The following is a 17,109-nucleotide window of genomic DNA, read 5'->3' as shown; positions in this document are numbered from 1 at the left end:
GGTCGGTGAACGGGCCGAAGGTTCTCAGAACGGATACCAGCGCACGGTCTCGTCCCCGTCCCGCAGCGACGCCACCCGGCGCTCGAACTCGGCGAGGGCCTTGGGGTTGCTCGGCGCGTGCTGGGCGACCCAGGCGCAGCTGGCCGTCTCCCGGGCACCGCGCAGCACCGAGCAGCCCTCCCACGCGCGTACGTCCCAGCCGTAGGCGGCGGTGAAGGAGTCGTACGCCTCGACCGAAAGGCCGTAGCGGTCCCGGGAGAGTGCCATGACCACCAGGTCGTGCTCGCGCAGATCGGCGGAGAAGGTCTCCAGGTCGACCAGGACCGGGCCGTCCGGGCCGATGTGCACATTGCGCGGCAGCGCGTCGCCGTGGATCGGCCCGGGCGTCAGATGCGGGGTGAGCGCGGCCGCCGCGGCGGCGAACCCGTCGCGGCGCTCGCGCAGATAGGCCGCGTCCGCCGGGTCGATCGCGTCGCCCGCGAGCCGCAGCCAGCGTTCCACCCCGCCCAGCAGATCGCGGGGCGGCAGGGCGAAGGAAGGGGAGGGCAGGACGTGCACGATCCGCAGCAGTTCGGCCAGGTCGCGCGGTTCGGCGGGGCGTACGGGATCGGGCAGCCGGTGCCACACGGTCAGGGGATGCCCGTCGACGAGCAGCGGTTCGGGCTCGGCGGCCCGCACGGCCGGGACACCCGCCTCGGCCAACCAGAGCGCGATGTCGAGCTCCCGCCGTGCCCGCCCCAGCAGTTCGGCGTCCCGGCCCACCTTGACCACCAGGTCACCGACGGCGAACACCGCGTTCTCCCCCAGGGCGAGCAGCCGCGCGTCCCGTGCCGCACCCGGCAGTACGCCCGCCGCGTCCAGCACATCCCGCGCCCGCGTCTCGTCCATCGCCCGCCTCCGTGTCCCGAACCGGCTCCTGTGGTCTGCCAGTGTCGCATCCGCGCAGGTCGGGACGGCGACCGCACCCACAGGGGGAGGGCCCGTCGGCTCCCCGGTCGCCGACGGGCCCTCGCTCGGGTGGGTTCAGACCTCCAGCCGCTCGCTCTCGCCCCGCACCGCCGGTGCCACCGCCTCCGGCGTCTCGTCGTGCGTGAGGTCCGGCAGCCGGTGCAGCCACTTCGGCAGGTACCAGTTGCGCTCGCCCAGCAGCGCCATCACCGCCGGGAGCAGCACGCCCCGGATGACGGTCGCGTCGATGAGGACGGCGGCGGCCAGGCCCACGCCCATCTGCTTCATGGACTGCATGGACAGCGTGCCGAAGATCGCGAAGACGGCGACCATGATGACCGCGGCGCTGGTGACGACCCCGGCCGTGGTCACCACACCGTGCGTGATCGCGTCCTTCGTGGTCCGGCCCCGCATCCGGGACTCGCGGATCCGGGAGACCACGAACACGTGGTAGTCCATCGACAGGCCGAACAGGATGACGAAGAGGAACAGCGGCAGCCAGGTGACGATGGCGCCCACACCGTGCGCGCCCACCAGCGACGCGCCCCAGCCGTGCTGGAAGACGGCGACCAGGATGCCGTAGGCCGCGCCGACCGAGAGCAGGTTCAGGACGATCGAGGTGACCGCGATCGTCAGTGAGCGGAACGACAGGAGCATCAGCAGGAAGGCGAAGACCACGACGAACGCGAAGACCGGGAGCACCGAGCCGACGAGCTGGTCGTTGAAGTCGTGGGAGCCCGCGACCTGCCCGGTGATCGGCGCCTGCACCCCCTCCACCTTGCCGAGCGTGTCGGGCCGTACCTTGTCGCGCAGCAGCTCCAGGCTCTTGCCCGCCTTGTCCAGGTCGGAGCCGCCGACGAGCGGCACCGAGATCACGGCCACGTTCTGCGCGTCGTGCAGTTTGACGTCGACCGGGCCGCGCGAGGCACCCGACGCGATCGCCTCCGTGCGGAAGCCGGTGATCGCGGACTTCACCTCGGGCGCGTTGATGTCCTCCGCCTTGACGACGACCTGGGCCGGCTCGGAGCCGCCGGGGAAGGCCTCGTTGACCCGGTTGTACGTGGCGACGATCGGCAGCTTGTTCCCGAACTCCTGGTCCAGCGTGAGGTTCTGGGTCTTCATACCGAGCGCGGGCGCGGCGATCGCCAGCAGCGCACCGGCCGCGACCACCAGGGAGACGGCGGGCCGGGCGAGAACCACCTTCAGGACCGCGCCCCACAGCCGGCTGCCCTCGCCTGCGCCGCCACCGGCCCGCGCACGCCGCTTCTCCGGGTGCAGGAACGGGATACGGCCCTTCTCGACCCGCTTGCCCAGCAGCGACAGCAGCGCGGGCAGCACGGTCACCGAGCCGACCATGGCGACCGCCACCACCATCAGCGAGGCCAGGCCCATCGCCTCGAACGTGGCGAGCCCGGTGAACAGCATGCCCGCCATCGCCACGCACACCGTGACACCGGAGACGATCACGGCCCGCCCGCTGGTCGCGGCGGCGATGCGCAGCGCGGTCCCCGCGTCACGCCCGGCCACCCGCTCCTCCCGCTCGCGGCGCAGGTAGAACAGGCAGTAGTCGACGCCGACGGCCATGCCGACCAGCAGCATCACGGAGTTGGCGGTGTCGTTCATCGCCTGCAGATGGCTGACGATGCCCATCAGGCCCATCGTCGCCATGATCGCGGTGATGGCGAGCGCCACCGGCAGCAGCGCCGCGACCAGCGCGCCGAACGCGATCAGCAGGATGCCGAGCGCCACCGGCACCGCGGAGTACTCGGCCTGCTTGAAGTCGTCGCCGAACGCGTCGGAGAACGTCTTGCGCATGCTGGCGGCGCCGATCTCCTCGATCCGCAGCTGCGGGTGGTCCTTCTGGATCCCGGCGACGGCCTTGAGCACGGGCTCGACACGGTCGCCGGCGGTGTCCGCGTCGCCGCGCATGTCGAACTGCACCAGGGCGCTGCGGCCGTCCTTGGAGATGGTCTTCGTGTCGTACGGGGAGGTCACGTCCGTCACCCGGCCGGTGCCGTCGACGGCCCGCACGACTGCGGTGACGGCGGCGCGGAAGCGCGGGTCGGTGGCCGTGGTGGTGCCGTCCTTCGCCTGGATCAGCACGCTCTCGCCGGCCGGCTGTTTGATCCCCGCATCCTCGATGATCTTCGCAGCGGTGTGTGTCTCGCCCTTGAGCTCGTCGCTGTCCTTGACGTCGACGCGCCCGGCGGCCGAGCCGACGGCCATGGCCAGGACGACGAACAGCACCCAGATGCCGACGGCAGCCCATCGGTGCCGAGCGCTCCAGCCGCCGGCCCGGGCGGCGATGCCCCGCACCCGCGTATCTCCGTTCCCCATGACGGGCTTGCCCCCCTCTGTGCGGGTGACGGCCCCCTGCCGTCACCGTTCGCTTCGAAGGTAGGGGCGGCATAAGCGCGACTCGTCGTGCTGCCCGGTGAACCCTGAGCGCCCCGGCTCATCCCCTCGGACCGGGCGGCCTCACCATCCGGGAGGACAATGGCCCCTTACACCTTTCCGGGCCGCTCGGGGGCCGGGATCAGGGCCCGGGCGTCCGCGCGAGCATCCGTTCTAGGGTGGGAGCATGACGACGACGTACGCGGCGCTGTTGCGGGGGATCAACGTGGGCGGCAACCGGAAGCTGCCGATGGCGCGGCTGCGGGAGCTGCTGACCGGGCTCGGGCACACCGGCGTGGCCACGTATCTGCAGAGCGGCAACGCGGTCTTCACCGCCGACCACGGCGACGAGGCGTCCCTGGCGGCGGAGCTGGAGGCGGCGATCGAGAAGGAGCTCGGCTTCCGGGTCGACGTGCTGGTACGCGACCACGCGTACCTGAAGGCCGTGCGCGATGCCTGCCCGTTCCCGGCCGCCGAGTTGGAGGGAAGGCAGCTGCATGTCACGTACTTCTCGGAGCCGGTGGACGCCGAACGGTTCGCGGAGATCGACCCGGCCGCGTACCTGCCGGAGGAGTTCCGGCTCGGCGACCGCGCGCTCTACCTCCACGCCCCCGACGGCCTCGGCCGCTCCAAGCTCGCCGAACAGTTGTCCAGGCCCCGGTTGAACAAGGGGCTGATCGCCACCACCCGCAACTGGAACACGGTCGTCAAGCTGGAGGAGCTGACCCGTGCCTGAGCACAGCCCGGCGGTCGAGGCGGCGATCGAGCGCGAACTACGCCTCCTCGACCCGGAGATCCGCCACACACCCGAACAGGTCGGGGCGCTGCTGCACCCCGACTTCCACGAGTTCGGCGCCTCCGGACGGCACTGGGACCGGGCCTCCCTCATCGAGATGCTCACCTCGACGACCGACCCGGGGGCACGGCCGTCCGTCACCTCCCCCATCGAGGCCACCCAGCTCGCCGCGGACCTGGTACACCTGACCTTCGACACGGAGAACAACGGCCGCCACGCGCACCGCAGTTCCCTGTGGCGGCGGACCGAGGACGGCTGGCAGCTCTACTTCCACCAGGGGACGCCGTTCAGCCCCGGGACGAAGTGACGCAGCAGGTCGAACCCCGGACGCCACACACCGTCCCAGGGAAGAGGCCGACGAGCACGTGTGCGAGGCTCCTTGGCATGCGCTACATCATCATCGGAGCAGGGGCCGTCGGCGGAACGGTCGGCGCGCGCCTCGCCGAGGCCGGTCACGAAGTGGTTCTGGTCGCGCGGGGTGCGCAGTACACGGCGCTGCGCGAGTGCGGACTGCGCTTCCTCGCCCCGGACGGCGAGCACACCCACCGCCTGCCGGTCGTCGACGGGCCGTCGACGCTGGGCGAGCTGCGCAGGGACGACGTCCTGGTGCTGGCCGTCAAGACCCAGGACAGCGAGGCCGCGCTGGACACCTGGGGTCCGACGCCCGTGGCGGGGGGCGGTACGGCGGCCGAGCACCTTCCGCTGGTCTGTGCGCAGAACGGCGTGGAGAGCCAACGGCTCGCCCTGCGCCGCTTCCGCCAGGTCTACGGCGTCTGCGTGTGGCTGCCGTCCACCTTCGTCGAACCGGGCGTCGTCTCCGCCGCCGGTGCCCCGCTCACCGGGATCCTGCACCTCGGCCGGTATCCGCACGGCACCGACGACACCGCCCGCCGGATCGCCGCCGACCTGGAGAAGGCCCAGTTCGAGGCCCCGGTCGTGCCGGATGTGACGCGCTGGCAGTACGCCAAGTTGCTGGGCAATCTCGCCAACGCCGTCGAGGCGGTCAGCGGTCCGCTCGCCGGCGAGGAGGCGCGGGCGTTGTACGGGAGGGTGCGGGCCGAGGGGGAGTCGGTGCTCCGGGCCGCCGGGATACCGTACGCGAGCGACGCGGAGCAGCAGGAGGCGCGCGGCGACAAGGTGCGCCTGGTGCCGCTCGCCGGTGCCGAACGCGGCGGCGGTTCCTCCTGGCAGTCCCTCACCCGCGGCACCGGCACCATCGAGGCCGATCACCTCAACGGTGAGATCGTCCTCCTGGGCCGGCTGCACGGTGTGGCCACCCCGCTCAACGAGCTGCTGCAACGGCTCGCCACCACGTTCGCGCGGGAGCGCCGGGTGCCCGGGTCGCTGCCGGTCGCGGAGCTGGAGCGGCTGGCCGACGAGGCCGAGGCGACCGCCGCCGGGGAGTCTGTCGCGTTTGTTCAAGAGGAGCACGGCGGCCGTTCCTAGCGTGGAGGCATGAGCGATGCCTACCAGAACGTCCACCCCTACCTGGTCGAATGCGCCGCGGAGGCCGCCCGCGTCGCCCGGGGAGTCCGCGCCGAGCGGCTGTCCGAGCCGACCCACTGCACCGGCTGGGACGTCCGCGCCCTGGTGAACCACTGGGTCCTGTACACCTCGCACGGCCTGGAACACCGCGCCCTGCGCAAGCAACTGCCCGAGGAACTGACCGCACGTGACTTCACCGCGGACCCCGGCTGGGCGCGAGGCTACGCCGAGCAGCTCGACCGCGCCGTCGCCGCCTGGGACGACCCCGCCGTGTGGGAGGGAGAGATCGACCTCGGCATGGCGGAGATTCCGGCGGAGGAACTGGCGCGGATGATCGTCAAGGAGCTGGCCGTCCACGGCTGGGACGTGGCCACGGCCACCGGCCAGGAGTACCGGATCTCCGAGGACGCCGCACGGCTCGTCCTCGATGTCGTCGAGACCCACGGCGACCTCTACCGGCAGTACGACGGTTTCGCCGACCCGGTCCCGGTCGCCGACGACGCGCCCGTGTTCGAGCGGGCGCTGGCGGCGAGCGGACGGAACCCGAGGCAGGGCCCGGTGGGCGAAGTGGACCACTGAACAGGGCGGTGATTGGACCAGGTGGCTGTGCCGGCCGGGCACTAGCGTCGGCGGCATGCCGAACACCTCTCCCGTCCGCGTCGACGCCTACTTCGACCCCGCCTGCCCCTTCGCCTGGATCACCTCCCGCTGGCTGCTGGAGGTCGAGCGCGAACGCCCGCTCGACCTTCGCTTCCACGTGATGAGCCTGTACCTGCACAACATCGGGAACGAACTGCCCGGCTGGTACCGGGAACTGGTCGACAAGTCGATCGGTCCCGTGCGAGTGGCGGTCGCCGCGGCACAGCGCCACGGCGAGAAGGTCCTGCGCGACCTGTACACGGCGTTCGGCACCCGCATCCACGAACGCAAGGAAGAGGACTTCGACGCGGTGATCGCCGAGTCGCTCGCCGAGATCGGTCTGCCGGCCGACCTCGCCGCCGCCGCGCACGATCCGGCCCACGACGAGGCCGTGCGCCGCAGCCATGATGCGGGCGCCGAGCCCGACTCGGGCGGCTACGTGGGGACGCCCACCATCCATGTCAATGGATCGGTGTGGTTCGGACCGGTGCTGCGGGCCATTCCCCGGGGCGCCGCCGCGGCCGAGCTCTTCGACAGCTTCCAAGTCCTGGCCAGCCACCCGGACTTCTTCGAGCTGAAGAGGACCAGGACGGGAGCGCTGCGCTTCGACTGACAAGCCGGCAACAGGGCGGTCCCAGACCGCGTCAAGCCCCGAGCGCCTCCAGAGCCGGCAGGGATGCCGCGTCGTACCGCTCCAGCAGCACCCGCGCGACCTCCGGCGACGGGCCCAGGACCTCGGCGAGTACGTCCGCCCCGGCCGCGCCCCGCGCGATACGGTCCGGCAGGAAGCCGGGCGCCAGGACGTACGGCGCCACGGCCACCCGGGCGCAGCCCAGCTCGCGCAGTTCGCGTACCGCGTCCTCGGTGCGCGGAAGGGATGCGGAGGCGAACGCAGGCCGCACGGCGCACCAACCGGTGTGCCGCCACTCCCGCGCGATGTCAGCGATCACTGCGATCGCCTCCGGGTCGGTGGACCCCGCCGAGGCCAGCACGACCCCGGTCGAGGACTTGTCGGCGGGGGTCAGCCCCGCCTCGTACAGACGGCGTTCGAGGGCCTGCGTCAGCAGTGGTGAGGGACCCAGGACGTCCGCCTGCCGGATCCGCAGCCGCGGCGGCGCCTCCCGCAGGACCGCGGGGATGTCGGCTTTGGCGTGGAACGCCCGGGTCAGGAGGAGGGGGAGCGCCACCACGTCCCGGACGTCCTGCGCCGCCAGGGACGTGAGCACCCCGTGCACCGAGGGGACGTTGAAGTCCAGGAACCCGGTCTCCACGCGCAGTCCGGGCCGCAGCGACCGCACCCGCCGTACGAGGGCGTGCACGGTCGCGGCGTGCCGCGGGTCGCGGCTGCCGTGGGCGATCACGAGGAGAACCGGGTTGGGCATGCGGCGGCTCAGCCCTTCACCAGCAGGCCGCGGCTGCGCAGCACCGACCGCTCCAGCGGGCTGAAGATCAGCAGGTCGATGGCGATGCCGACGAACAGGATCAGGATGATCGCCTCGAACACCATGGACATGGAGCTGGCGTTGCGGCCGTTCTCCAGCAGGGCGCCCAGGCCGATGCCGAGATCGGGCGAGGAGGCGATGATCTCCGCCGCCATCAGCGAGCGCCAGGAGAACGCCCAGCCCTGCTTCAGGCCCGCCAGGTAGCCCGGCAGCGCGGCCGGCAGCACGATGTGCCAGGCGCCCCGCAGGCCGGTGGCGCCCATGGTGCGGCCGGCGCGCAGGAACAGCGGCGGCACCTGGTCGATGCCGGAGACGAGGCCGTTGGCGATGGAGGGCACGGCGCCGAGCAGGATCACCGCGTACATCATCGAGTTGTTCAGCCCCAGCCAGATCACCGCAGGCGGTACCCACGCCACCGACGGCAGCGACTGCAGTCCGGACAGGACCGGACCGATGGCCGCGCGCACGAACTTCACCCGCGCCACCAGCAGGCCCAGCGGGGTGCCGATCGCCAGCGCGAACAGGAAGCCCAGCAGGCCGCGCGAGACGCTGGTCCAGATGTAGCCGAGCAGCGTGCCCTGCAACCAGGCGTCCTTGAACTCGCCCGCCACGGCGCCGGGGGAGGGCAGCTTGGTCGGGTCGTCGACGACCTTGAAGGAGATCAGCGCCTGCCACACCACCAGGACCAGCGCGATCCCGACGAGCGGCGGGAAGATCTTGTTGACGAAGGTCTGCCGGAAGGGCGTACGGCGGGTGACCGTGGTCTCCAGTGCGTCGAGACCGGCCTCCACACCGCTCAGTTCGGTGCCCTCGGTCGTCCTGGTCTCAGTGCTGGCCATGGCGGCGGATCTCCCCACGCAGTACTTCAGTGATCTCGAGGGACAGTTCCGCGACGGGCGCGTCCTCGATACGGCGCGGCTGCGGAATGTCGACCGTCCACTCGCGGGCCACGCGCCCCGGGCGCGAGGACAGCAGCACCACGCGCTGCGCGAGCCGCACCGCCTCGCGCACGTTGTGCGTGACGAACAGGACCGAGAGACCGGTCTCCTGCCAGATACGGGTCAGCTCGTCGTGCAGCAGGTCCCGGGTGATGGCGTCGAGGGCGGCGAACGGCTCGTCCATCAGCAGCAGCCGGCTGTCCTGCGCCAGCGCGCGGGCCATGGCGACCCGCTGGCGCATACCGCCGGACAGCTCGTGCACCCGCTTGTCGTACGAGCCCTTCAGACGCACGAGTTCGAGCAGTTCCTCGGCCCTCTCGCGCCGGTTGCCCTTCGGAACGCCCCTCAGCTTCAGGGCGAGTTCGATGTTCTTGCCCGCGGTCAGCCACGGGAACAGGGCGTGCTCCTGGAACATCAGGGCCGGGCGGCCGTCCGTGGTGATGGCACCGCCGGTCGGCTTGTCCAGGCCCGCCACCAGGTTCAACAGCGTCGACTTGCCGCAGCCCGAGGCCCCCAGGAGGGTGACGAACTCGCCCGGCGCGACATCGAGGCTGATGTCGTCCAGCACCAGTTGCTGCCCGCCCGGCACCGGGAAGGACTTCGAGACGTGCTCAAGGCGTGCCGCCTGGTCGACGGACTCGGCGGCCTCGGCGAGGGTCGTGGCCATGGTCGTCACCTCCTGGGAACTCATCGGCTGCGGGTCTTACTTGACGCCGAGACCGGCGTCGCTGACGGACGGCTCACCCTCGGCCTTCAGGACCTTGTTCAGAAGGGTGAGGTCGTAGATGCCGTCCAGCTTCGGGTTCTTCAGCAGACCCGCCTTGACCGCGTGCTGCGCCTCGGTGTTCAGGGTGGCGGCCAGCGGGTCGTCGGTGAACTGGATGGACTTCCACGCCGGGTCCAGGACGTTCGCCGGGAGCGCCTTGCCGGAGTCGGCCGCCAGCTGCTTGTTCGCCGCCGCCTTCGCCGCGTCCGGGTTGGCCTTGATCCACTTGTTGGTCTCGACGGAGGCCTTCAGCACGGCCTCCACGGCCTTCGGGTGCTCCTTGAGGAACTTCTGCGACACGACGATGTTCGTGATCACGAACTTCTTGTCCGGCCACAGCGAGGACTCGTCCAGCAGCACCTTGCCACCCTCGGCGACCAGCTTGGACGCGGTCGGCTCCGGCACCCAGGCACCGTCGATCGAGCCGGACTTGAAGGCGTCCGGGGTGACCTTGTTGTCGGTGCGCACCACCGACACGTCGCCCTTGCCGCTCTGCGCGTCGACCTTCCAGCCCTGCTCGGCGATCCAGTTGAGGAACGCCACGTCCTGCGTGTTGCCGAGCTGCGGGGTGGCGATCTTCTTGCCCTTGACGTCCGCCAGGGACTTGATCTTCTGGGGGTTGACCACCAGCTTCACGCCGCCGGACGCCGAACCGCCGATGATGCGCAGGCTCTTGCCGTCGGACTTGGTGTAACCGTTGATCGCCGGGGAGGGGCCGATCCAGCCGATGTCGATGGAACCGGAGTTCAGCGCCTCGATCTCGGAGGGGCCCGCGTTGAAGATCTGGTACTTGGCCTGGGTGGCGCCGAGCGCCTTCTGGAAGAAGCCCTTCTGGACGCCCACGAGCGCGGTGCCGTGGGTGAGGTTGCCGAAGTAGCCGATCTTGACGGAGTCGAGGCCGTCGATCTTCTGGGCGCCGGCGGCGACCTTCTGGTCCGAGGGGGTGCTGGTCGCCTTGGAGCCGTAACCGCAGGCGGCGAGCGTGAGGAGGGGGAGAGCGGCGACCACGGCTATGCCGCGGCGGAGGAGTGTCGAGCGGTTGGCAGGCACGGGAGGTGTTCCTCTCGTTGGCCCGGCGGTCACGGTCTTTCAGGTCGTGGCCGGGAGATCGGCAGGTCTTCGTTCACGCAGGCGGTGGGGGGTGAGGGCGCGCAGGCAGTGCGCGTACGTCATCGCGCACATCGCGCCACTCCGCCCTGCCCGCTGCCGAGGGCGCCGCTGCCGACACGGCCGCCCTCCTTCGCGAACGTCGAGTAGAAGTCCGTCGTCTTCATGTTCAGAAGTCCCACCCGTCGTCGTCGGCCTCGTCCTTGACCGGGTCGGGCGCGGCGAACGACTCGCCGACCATGCCCGCGGTCAGCGTGGTGCCGTCGGACGGGTCGATCAGGATGAACGAGCCCGTGCGGCGGGAGTCCGCGTAGGAGTCCACCGGCAGGGGCTCGGCGGTACGGATCTTCACCCGGCCGATGTCGTTGGCGACGAGCTGTCCCGGGTGCGGGTGCAGGGACAGGTCGTCGAGCGTGAGCCGGGAGGGGATGTCCTTGACGATCGACTTGACCGTTCGGGTGCCGTGCTTGAGCAGCACCCGGTGGCCGACCGTGAGCGGCTGGTCGGCGACGTGGCAGACGGTCGCCTCGATGTCCTGAGTGGTCGCCGGCGCGTCCTTGGTGGGCACGATCAGGTCGCCGCGCGAGATGTCGATGTCGTCCTCGAGCAGCAACGTCACCGACTGCGGGGTCCAGGCCACCTCGACCGGCTCGCCCAGCAGATCGATGCCGGACACCTTCGTCGTACGGCCGGACGGCAGGACCGTGACCTGCTCGCCGACGCGGAAGGAGCCGGCCGCGATCTGGCCCGCGTAGCCGCGGTAGTCGGGGTGCTCGGCGGTCTGCGGGCGGATCACGTACTGCACGGGCAGCCGCGCGTGGCAGTGCGCCAGGTCATGGCTGACCGGCACGGTCTCCAGGTGCTCCAGGACGGTCGGGCCGCCGTACCAGTCCATGTGCGCGGACGGCTCCACCACGTTGTCGCCCTCGAGCGCCGAGATCGGGATCGCGGTGACCTCCGGGACGCCCAGCTCGGTCGCGTACGCGGTGAACTCCTCGGCGATCTTCGCGAAGACGGCCTCCTGGTAGCCGACCAGGTCCATCTTGTTGACGGCCAGGACCACGTGCGGGACGCGCAGCAGGGCGGCGATCGCGGCATGACGGCGGGTCTGCTCCACGACACCGTTGCGGGCGTCGACCAGGATGACCGTCAGCTCGGCCGTGGAGGCGCCGGTGACCATGTTGCGGGTGTACTGCACGTGGCCGGGGGTGTCGGCGAGGATGAACCGGCGGCGGGGCGTGGCGAAGTAGCGGTAGGCCACGTCGATGGTGATGCCCTGCTCGCGCTCGGCCCGCAGACCGTCGGTGAGGAGGGCCAGGTCCGGGCCCTCCTGGCCGCGGCTCGCCGAAGCCCGCTCCACGGCCTCCAGCTGGTCGGCGAGGACCGACTTGGAGTCGTGCAGCAGCCTCCCGACGAGGGTGGACTTGCCGTCGTCGACCGAACCGGCGGTGGCGAACCGCAGGAGGGTGGTGGCGGAGAGTTCCGTGGTGGTGGTCATGGCTAGAAGTACCCCTCGCGCTTGCGGTCCTCCATGGCGGCCTCGGAGAGCTTGTCGTCGGCCCGGGTCGCGCCGCGCTCGGTCAGCCGGGAGGCGGCGATCTCGGTGATGACCTGCTCCAGGGTCACCGCGTCCGAGTCGACGGCACCGGTGCAGGACATGTCACCAACGGTGCGGTAGCGGACCAGCCGCTTCTCCACGGTCTCGCCGTCCTTGGGGCCGCCCCACTCGCCGGCGGTGAGCCACATGCCGTTGCGTCGGAACACCTCGCGCTCGTGGGCGAAGTAGATCTGGGGCAGCTCGATGCCCTCCCGGGCGATGTACTGCCACACGTCCAGCTCGGTCCAGTTGGAGAGCGGGAAGACGCGCACGTGCTCGCCGGGCGCGTGCCGGCCGTTGTACAGCTGCCACAGCTCGGGGCGCTGACGGCGCGGGTCCCACTGCGAGAACTCGTCCCGCAGCGAGAAGACACGCTCCTTCGCGCGCGCCTTCTCCTCGTCGCGGCGTCCGCCGCCGAACACGGCGTCGAACTTCTCGCTCTGGATCTTCTCGGTCAGCGGCAGCGTCTGCAGCGGGTTGCGGGTGCCGTCCGGGCGCTCCTTGAGCACCCCGCGGTCGATGTAGTCCTGCACGGACGCCACGTGGAGCCGCAGGTTGTGCTTCGCCACCGTGCGGTCGCGGTACTCGATGACCTCGGGGAAGTTGTGCCCGGTGTCCACGTGCAGCAGCGCGAACGGCACCGGCGCGGGCGCGAACGCCTTGAGCGCCAGGTGCAGCATGACGATGGAGTCCTTGCCGCCGGAGAACAGGATCACCGGGTTCTCGAACTCGCCCGCCACCTCGCGGAAGATGTGCACCGCCTCGGACTCGAGGGCGTCCAGGTGGGAGAGGGCGTACGGGCTGCTGTCCGTGCCCTCCTGGATACCGGCGACGGTCGTCATGCCAGTCCCCTTTCGCTGAGCAGGGCGTACACGGACGCCGCGGACTCCTGCACGGTCTGGTGCTGCGACTCGATCCGCAGGTCCGGCGACTCGGGCTCCTCGTACGGGTCGTCGACGCCCGTCAGGCCCTTCAGTTCGCCGGCGGCCTGCTTGGCGTACAGGCCCTTCACATCGCGCACCGAGCACACCTCGACCGGGGTGGCCACGTGCACCTCGACATACGCGGTCCCGTTCTGCTGGTGGCGCTTGCGCACCGCCTCACGGCTGTCCGCGTACGGCGCGATGACCGGGACGAGAGCCTTGACGCCGTTACGGGCCAGCAGTTCGGCCACGAAGCCGATGCGCTGCACGTTGGTGTGGCGGTCCTCCCGGCTGAAGCCGAGGCCCGCGGAGAGGAACTCGCGGATCTCGTCGCCGTCGAGCACCTCGACCCGGTGGCCCTGCTCGCGCAACCGGCCCGCCAGCTCGTGGGCGATCGTGGTCTTGCCGGCGCTCGGCAGACCCGTGAGCCAGACGGTGGCCCCGCTCGTCACGTGTGTCTCCTGGTTCGTAGAAAGCCCGGTCATGGTCAGCCGTGCAGCCCGCACTCGGTCTTGGCGCGGCCCGCCCAGCGGCCGGCACGCGCGTCCTCGCCCTCCAGAACCCTGCGGGTGCAGGGCGCGCAGCCGATGGAGGCGTAGCCGTCCATCAGCAGCGGGTTGGTCAGCACGCCGTGCTCGGCGACGTACGCGTCCACGTCGTCCTGGCTCCAGCGGGCGATCGGCGAGATCTTGACCTTTCGCCGCTTCTCGTCCCAGCCGACGACCGGGGTGTTCGCCCGGGTCGGGGACTCGTCGCGGCGCAGGCCCGTCGCCCAGGCGTCGTAGCCCTTCAGGCCCTCTTCCAGGGGCTGGACCTTGCGCAGCTTGCAGCACAGGTCCGGGTCGCGGTCGTGCAGCTTCGGGCCGTACTCGGCGTCCTGCTCGGCGACCGTCCGGAGCGGGGTGAGCGTGATGACGTGGACGTCCATCACGGCCTCGACCGCGTCGCGGGTGCCGATGGTCTCCGGGAAGTGGTAGCCGGTGTCGAGGAACACCACGTCGACGCCGGGCATCGCGCGGGAGGCGAGGTGGGCGACCACCGCGTCCTCCATGGAGGAGGTCACGCAGAACCGCTTGCCGAAGGTGTCGGCCGCCCACTGGAGGATCTCCAGCGCGGAGGCGTCCTCCAGGTCACCGCCCGCCTGCTCGGCGAGCGCCTTGAGTTCGTCGGCTGTCCGTTCGGTCTGAGCCGTGGTCATATCTCGTCCCCTCCGCTGTCGGCTCGCTGAAGCCCCCGGGCCAGCAGACCCAGGAACTTCAACTGGAAGGCTCGGTTGCACGCCGCGCATTCCCACGTACCGTGGCCCTGCTCGCTCGGACGCAGGTCCTCCTCGCCGCAGTAGGGGCAGTAGAACGGCGCCGCACGCTCGCTCACGACAGCGCCTCCTCAGAAGCGCGCGAAACCCAGGTGGCGAACCGCTCGCCGTCCTCGCGCTCCGCCTGGAACCGCTTGAGGACCCGCTCGACGTAGTCCGGCAGCTCCTCCGCGGTGACCTTCAGGCCGCGCACCTTGCGGCCGAATCCCGGCTCCAGACCCAGCGCGCCGCCCAGGTGCACCTGGTAGCCCTCGACCTGCTCGCCCTGGTCGTTCAGGACCAGCTGGCCCTTGAGACCGATGTCCGCGACCTGGATACGGGCGCAGGCGTTCGGGCAGCCGTTGAGGTTGATGGTGATCGGCTCGTCGAAGTCCGGCAGGCGGCGCTCCAGTTCGTCGATGAGCGAGGAACCGCGCTGCTTGGTCTCGACGATGGCGAGCTTGCAGAACTCGATGCCGGTGCAGGCCATGGTGCCGCGCCGGAACGAGGACGGCCGGGCGGTGAGGTCGAGCGCCTCCAGGCCGTCGACCAGCGAGTCGACCTGCCCCTCCTCGACATCGAGGATGATCATCTTCTGCTCGACGGTGGTGCGGACCCGGCCCGAGCCGTGTGCCTCCGCCAGGTCGGCGATCTTCGTGAGCGTGGTCCCGTCGACGCGGCCGACCCGGGGCGCGAAGCCCACGTAGTAGCGGCCGTCCTTCTGACGGTGCACGCCGACGTGGTCGCGCCACTGCTGGACGGGCTGCTCGGGAGCGGGACCGTCCACCAGCTTCCGCTTGAGGTACTCGTCCTCCAGCACCTGGCGGAACTTCTCGGCGCCCCAGTCGGCGACGAGGAACTTCAGACGGGCCCGGTTGCGCAGCCGCCGGTAGCCGTAGTCACGGAAGATGGACACGACGCCCTCGTAGACGTCCGGGACCTCCTCCAGCGGAACCCACGCGCCCAGCCGCACGCCCAGCTTGGGGTTGGTGGACAGTCCGCCGCCCACCCAGAGGTCGAAGCCCGGGCCGTGCTCGGGGTGCCGCACGCCGACGAACGCCACGTCGTTGATCTCGTGGACCACGTCCAGCAGCGGCGAACCCGAGATGGCCGTCTTGAACTTGCGGGGGAGGTTCGAGTACGCCTTGTTGTTCAGGACGCGGCGCTTCATCTCCTCCAGCGCCGGGGTGGCGTCGATGATCTCGTCCTCGGCGATGCCGGCGACCGGGGAGCCGATCATCACACGGGGCGTGTCACCGCAGGCGGTGACGGTGGACAGACCCACCGCCTCCAGGCGGTTCCAGATCTCGGGCACGTCCTCGACCTGGATCCAGTGGTACTGGACGTTCTGCCGGTCGGTGATGTCGGCGGTGCCGCGCGCGAACTCCTGCGAGATCTCACCGATGACACGCAGCTGCTCCGTGGTGAGCGCGCCGCCGTCGATGCGGACCCGCATCATGAAGTAGCGGTCGTCCAGCTCCTCCGGCTCCAGGATCGCGGTCTTGCCGCCGTCGATCCCGGGCCTGCGCTGGGTGTACAGGCCCCACCAGCGCATCCGGCCGCGCAGGTCGCTCGGGTCGATGGAGTCGAAACCCGCCTTGGAGTAGATCGTCTCAATGCGTGTCCGCACATTGAGACCGTCGTCGTCCTTCTTGACCTGCTCGTTGCCGTTGAGCGGGGTGAAGTGACCCGCGGCCCACTGACCCTCGCCACGGTGACGGCTCACCTTGCGGCGGGGCGTGGCGGGATTCTGGGGGGAGGCGGCCATGGTGATAGTCCTTCGGGACAGCGATCGGGCGGGGCCGGCGCGTAGCGCCGTCGATGAGGGGTGGTGGTCGGGCGGCGGGAGGGAGGCTCTGACCTGCGCGCGCGGGCACACGGGAAGCCGTGCGCGTCCTTGCGCGAGGGCGGAAAAGGGAGAAACCGGACTGGCTGGAGGCTGTCAGCTCGCCGGACAGATGGCGCTGGACATGCGGCCGAGGTCGACGTGCCGTCGACTCACCAAGGCAATTCCAGTTCCAGACATGACGGAAGCGTGTCATGGCGATCTGGACACAGTCCAGCTTCGTCCATCATGCGGACACCCTTGTCCCGTCATGTGGGACAAGGGTGTTGCCGATCACATCGCCCGGACACGCTCCCGTCCGCGCAGGTCAGAGCGCGTGCGCTCCTGGCCAGGGGCCCGGTGCGGCAACCTCCGCCTGCTCCTCGACCTTGGTGTCGAACAGCCGGAACCCGCGCCGGCGGTAGTTCTCCATCGCGTGCTCCCCGTCCAGGCTGCATGTATGCAGCCACACCCGCTTCGTCGGCGTTCGCCGTGGCCAGCGGTCCGCGAGGTCCCAGGCGCGGGCGGTCCCGTACGACAGCAGGTGCCCGCCGATCCGCCGGCCCCGGAAGGCCGGCAGCAGCCCGAAGTAGACGATCTCCACGACCCCGTCGTCCTGCGGATCCAGTTCGACGTACCCCGCGGGTGTGCCCCGCTCGTAGGCGACCCAGGTCTCCACGCCCGGCCGGTCCAGGTGCTCCTGCCAGCGCGCATACGTCCAGCCGAGCCGGTCGATCCAGCGGATGTCCCCGCCGACCGACGCGTACAGGAACCGGCTGAACTCCGGCGACGGCACCTCGGCACGGACGATCCGGACATCGCCCTCGGGGGCCGCGGCGGGCAGCAGATCGCTCGGGGACGTCTGCTCCAGGGACCACGTGGTCACGGTGATGCTGCTCATGCGGTCAGGGAATCACGACGCCGAACGGTACGACAAAGGGGGCCCGGCACCCTG

General features: G+C 70.7%; 19 protein-coding genes. 5 read left to right on the top strand and 14 right to left on the bottom strand.

Features of this window, described 5'->3' with window-relative positions:
• Positions 1-24 precede the first annotated feature (24 nt).
• Together ACFYZJ_RS01510 and ACFYZJ_RS01505 are read right to left on the bottom strand one after the other, a co-directional pair.
• Positions 25-888 (bottom strand): phosphotransferase enzyme family protein, encoded by an 864-nt coding sequence (locus ACFYZJ_RS01510; protein ID WP_388561636.1) that lies wholly within the window; start codon positions 886-888, stop codon positions 25-27.
• A 135-nt stretch (positions 889-1,023) separates the two neighbouring features.
• Complete coding sequence (locus tag ACFYZJ_RS01505) at positions 1,024-3,285, bottom strand: MMPL family transporter (RefSeq protein WP_388561634.1); 2,262 nt, start codon at positions 3,283-3,285, stop codon at positions 1,024-1,026.
• Between the two features lie 244 nt (positions 3,286-3,529).
• Between ACFYZJ_RS01505 and ACFYZJ_RS01500 the strand changes: the two genes are divergently transcribed.
• The 5 genes from ACFYZJ_RS01500 (at position 3,530) to ACFYZJ_RS01480 (ending at position 6,875) form a co-directional block, all read left to right on the top strand.
• Complete coding sequence (locus tag ACFYZJ_RS01500) at positions 3,530-4,078, top strand: DUF1697 domain-containing protein (protein WP_388561633.1); 549 nt, start codon at positions 3,530-3,532, stop codon at positions 4,076-4,078.
• Positions 4,071-4,445 (top strand): DUF4440 domain-containing protein, encoded by a 375-nt coding sequence (locus ACFYZJ_RS01495; protein WP_388561631.1) that lies wholly within the window; start codon positions 4,071-4,073, stop codon positions 4,443-4,445. The genes ACFYZJ_RS01500 and ACFYZJ_RS01495 overlap by 8 nt, the downstream gene beginning before the upstream one ends.
• Before the next feature lie 77 nt (positions 4,446-4,522).
• Complete coding sequence (locus ACFYZJ_RS01490; RefSeq protein ID WP_388561629.1) at positions 4,523-5,584, top strand: ketopantoate reductase family protein; 1,062 nt, start codon at positions 4,523-4,525, stop codon at positions 5,582-5,584.
• Positions 5,585-5,593: 9 nt separating this feature from the next.
• Positions 5,594-6,202, top strand: a complete 609-nt coding sequence (locus tag ACFYZJ_RS01485) for a TIGR03086 family metal-binding protein (RefSeq protein WP_388561627.1) — start codon at positions 5,594-5,596, stop codon at positions 6,200-6,202.
• 55 nt (positions 6,203-6,257) lie between these two features.
• Positions 6,258-6,875 (top strand): DsbA family protein, encoded by a 618-nt coding sequence (locus ACFYZJ_RS01480; RefSeq protein WP_388561625.1) that lies wholly within the window; start codon positions 6,258-6,260, stop codon positions 6,873-6,875.
• Between the two features lie 31 nt (positions 6,876-6,906).
• Here ACFYZJ_RS01480 and ACFYZJ_RS01475 read toward each other — a convergent pair whose 3' ends face one another.
• The 12 genes from ACFYZJ_RS01475 to ACFYZJ_RS01420 form a co-directional block, all read right to left on the bottom strand.
• The gene (locus tag ACFYZJ_RS01475; RefSeq protein WP_388561623.1) at positions 6,907-7,644 is read right to left on the bottom strand and encodes a sirohydrochlorin chelatase; all 738 of its coding nucleotides are present in this window, start codon (positions 7,642-7,644) and stop codon (positions 6,907-6,909) included.
• A gap of 8 nt (positions 7,645-7,652) precedes the next feature.
• A complete protein-coding gene (locus tag ACFYZJ_RS01470) occupies positions 7,653-8,543 on the bottom strand; it encodes an ABC transporter permease (RefSeq protein WP_388561621.1) in 891 nt (296 codons plus the stop codon).
• The gene (locus ACFYZJ_RS01465; RefSeq protein WP_388561619.1) at positions 8,530-9,333 is read right to left on the bottom strand and encodes an ABC transporter ATP-binding protein; all 804 of its coding nucleotides are present in this window, start codon (positions 9,331-9,333) and stop codon (positions 8,530-8,532) included. Before ACFYZJ_RS01465 ends, ACFYZJ_RS01470 begins: the two co-directional genes overlap by 14 nt.
• A 12-nt stretch (positions 9,334-9,345) precedes the next feature.
• Positions 9,346-10,458 carry an ABC transporter substrate-binding protein gene (locus tag ACFYZJ_RS01460; RefSeq protein ID WP_388561617.1) on the bottom strand — a complete coding sequence of 371 codons (1,113 nt, stop codon included), beginning with the start codon at positions 10,456-10,458 and terminating at the stop codon, positions 9,346-9,348.
• A 226-nt stretch (positions 10,459-10,684) separates the two neighbouring features.
• Positions 10,685-12,013, bottom strand: coding sequence for a sulfate adenylyltransferase subunit 1 (locus ACFYZJ_RS01455; RefSeq protein ID WP_388561615.1), 1,329 nt, complete (start codon positions 12,011-12,013; stop codon positions 10,685-10,687).
• Between the two features lie 2 nt (positions 12,014-12,015).
• Positions 12,016-12,954, bottom strand: a complete 939-nt coding sequence (gene cysD / locus ACFYZJ_RS01450; protein WP_388561613.1) for a sulfate adenylyltransferase subunit CysD — start codon at positions 12,952-12,954, stop codon at positions 12,016-12,018.
• On the bottom strand, positions 12,951-13,520 hold the full coding sequence (gene cysC / locus ACFYZJ_RS01445; RefSeq protein ID WP_388561611.1) for an adenylyl-sulfate kinase: 570 nt from the start codon (positions 13,518-13,520) through the stop codon (positions 12,951-12,953). The genes cysD and cysC overlap by 4 nt, the downstream gene beginning before the upstream one ends.
• Positions 13,521-13,522: 2 nt before the next feature.
• Positions 13,523-14,233 carry a phosphoadenylyl-sulfate reductase gene (locus ACFYZJ_RS01440; RefSeq protein ID WP_388561609.1) on the bottom strand — a complete coding sequence of 237 codons (711 nt, stop codon included), beginning with the start codon at positions 14,231-14,233 and terminating at the stop codon, positions 13,523-13,525.
• A complete protein-coding gene (locus ACFYZJ_RS01435) occupies positions 14,230-14,409 on the bottom strand; it encodes a hypothetical protein (RefSeq protein ID WP_388561607.1) in 180 nt (59 codons plus the stop codon). Before ACFYZJ_RS01435 ends, ACFYZJ_RS01440 begins: the two co-directional genes overlap by 4 nt.
• Complete coding sequence (locus tag ACFYZJ_RS01430; RefSeq protein ID WP_388561605.1) at positions 14,406-16,097, bottom strand: nitrite/sulfite reductase; 1,692 nt, start codon at positions 16,095-16,097, stop codon at positions 14,406-14,408. Before ACFYZJ_RS01430 ends, ACFYZJ_RS01435 begins: the two co-directional genes overlap by 4 nt.
• Before the next feature lie 174 nt (positions 16,098-16,271).
• Positions 16,272-16,355 (bottom strand): putative leader peptide, encoded by an 84-nt coding sequence (locus ACFYZJ_RS01425; protein WP_309486338.1) that lies wholly within the window; start codon positions 16,353-16,355, stop codon positions 16,272-16,274.
• 127 nt (positions 16,356-16,482) lie between these two features.
• Positions 16,483-17,055: a GNAT family N-acetyltransferase gene (locus ACFYZJ_RS01420; RefSeq protein WP_388561603.1), complete on the bottom strand. Its 573-nt coding sequence runs from the start codon at positions 17,053-17,055 to the stop codon at positions 16,483-16,485.
• Positions 17,056-17,109 lie beyond the last annotated feature (54 nt).

This window comes from Streptomyces sp. NPDC001848, assembly GCF_042891915.1.
Lineage (GTDB): Bacteria > Actinomycetota > Actinomycetes > Streptomycetales > Streptomycetaceae > Streptomyces.
The sequence above is the reverse complement of the archived record's forward strand: the minus strand, read 5'-3'. Positions and strand labels throughout refer to the sequence as shown.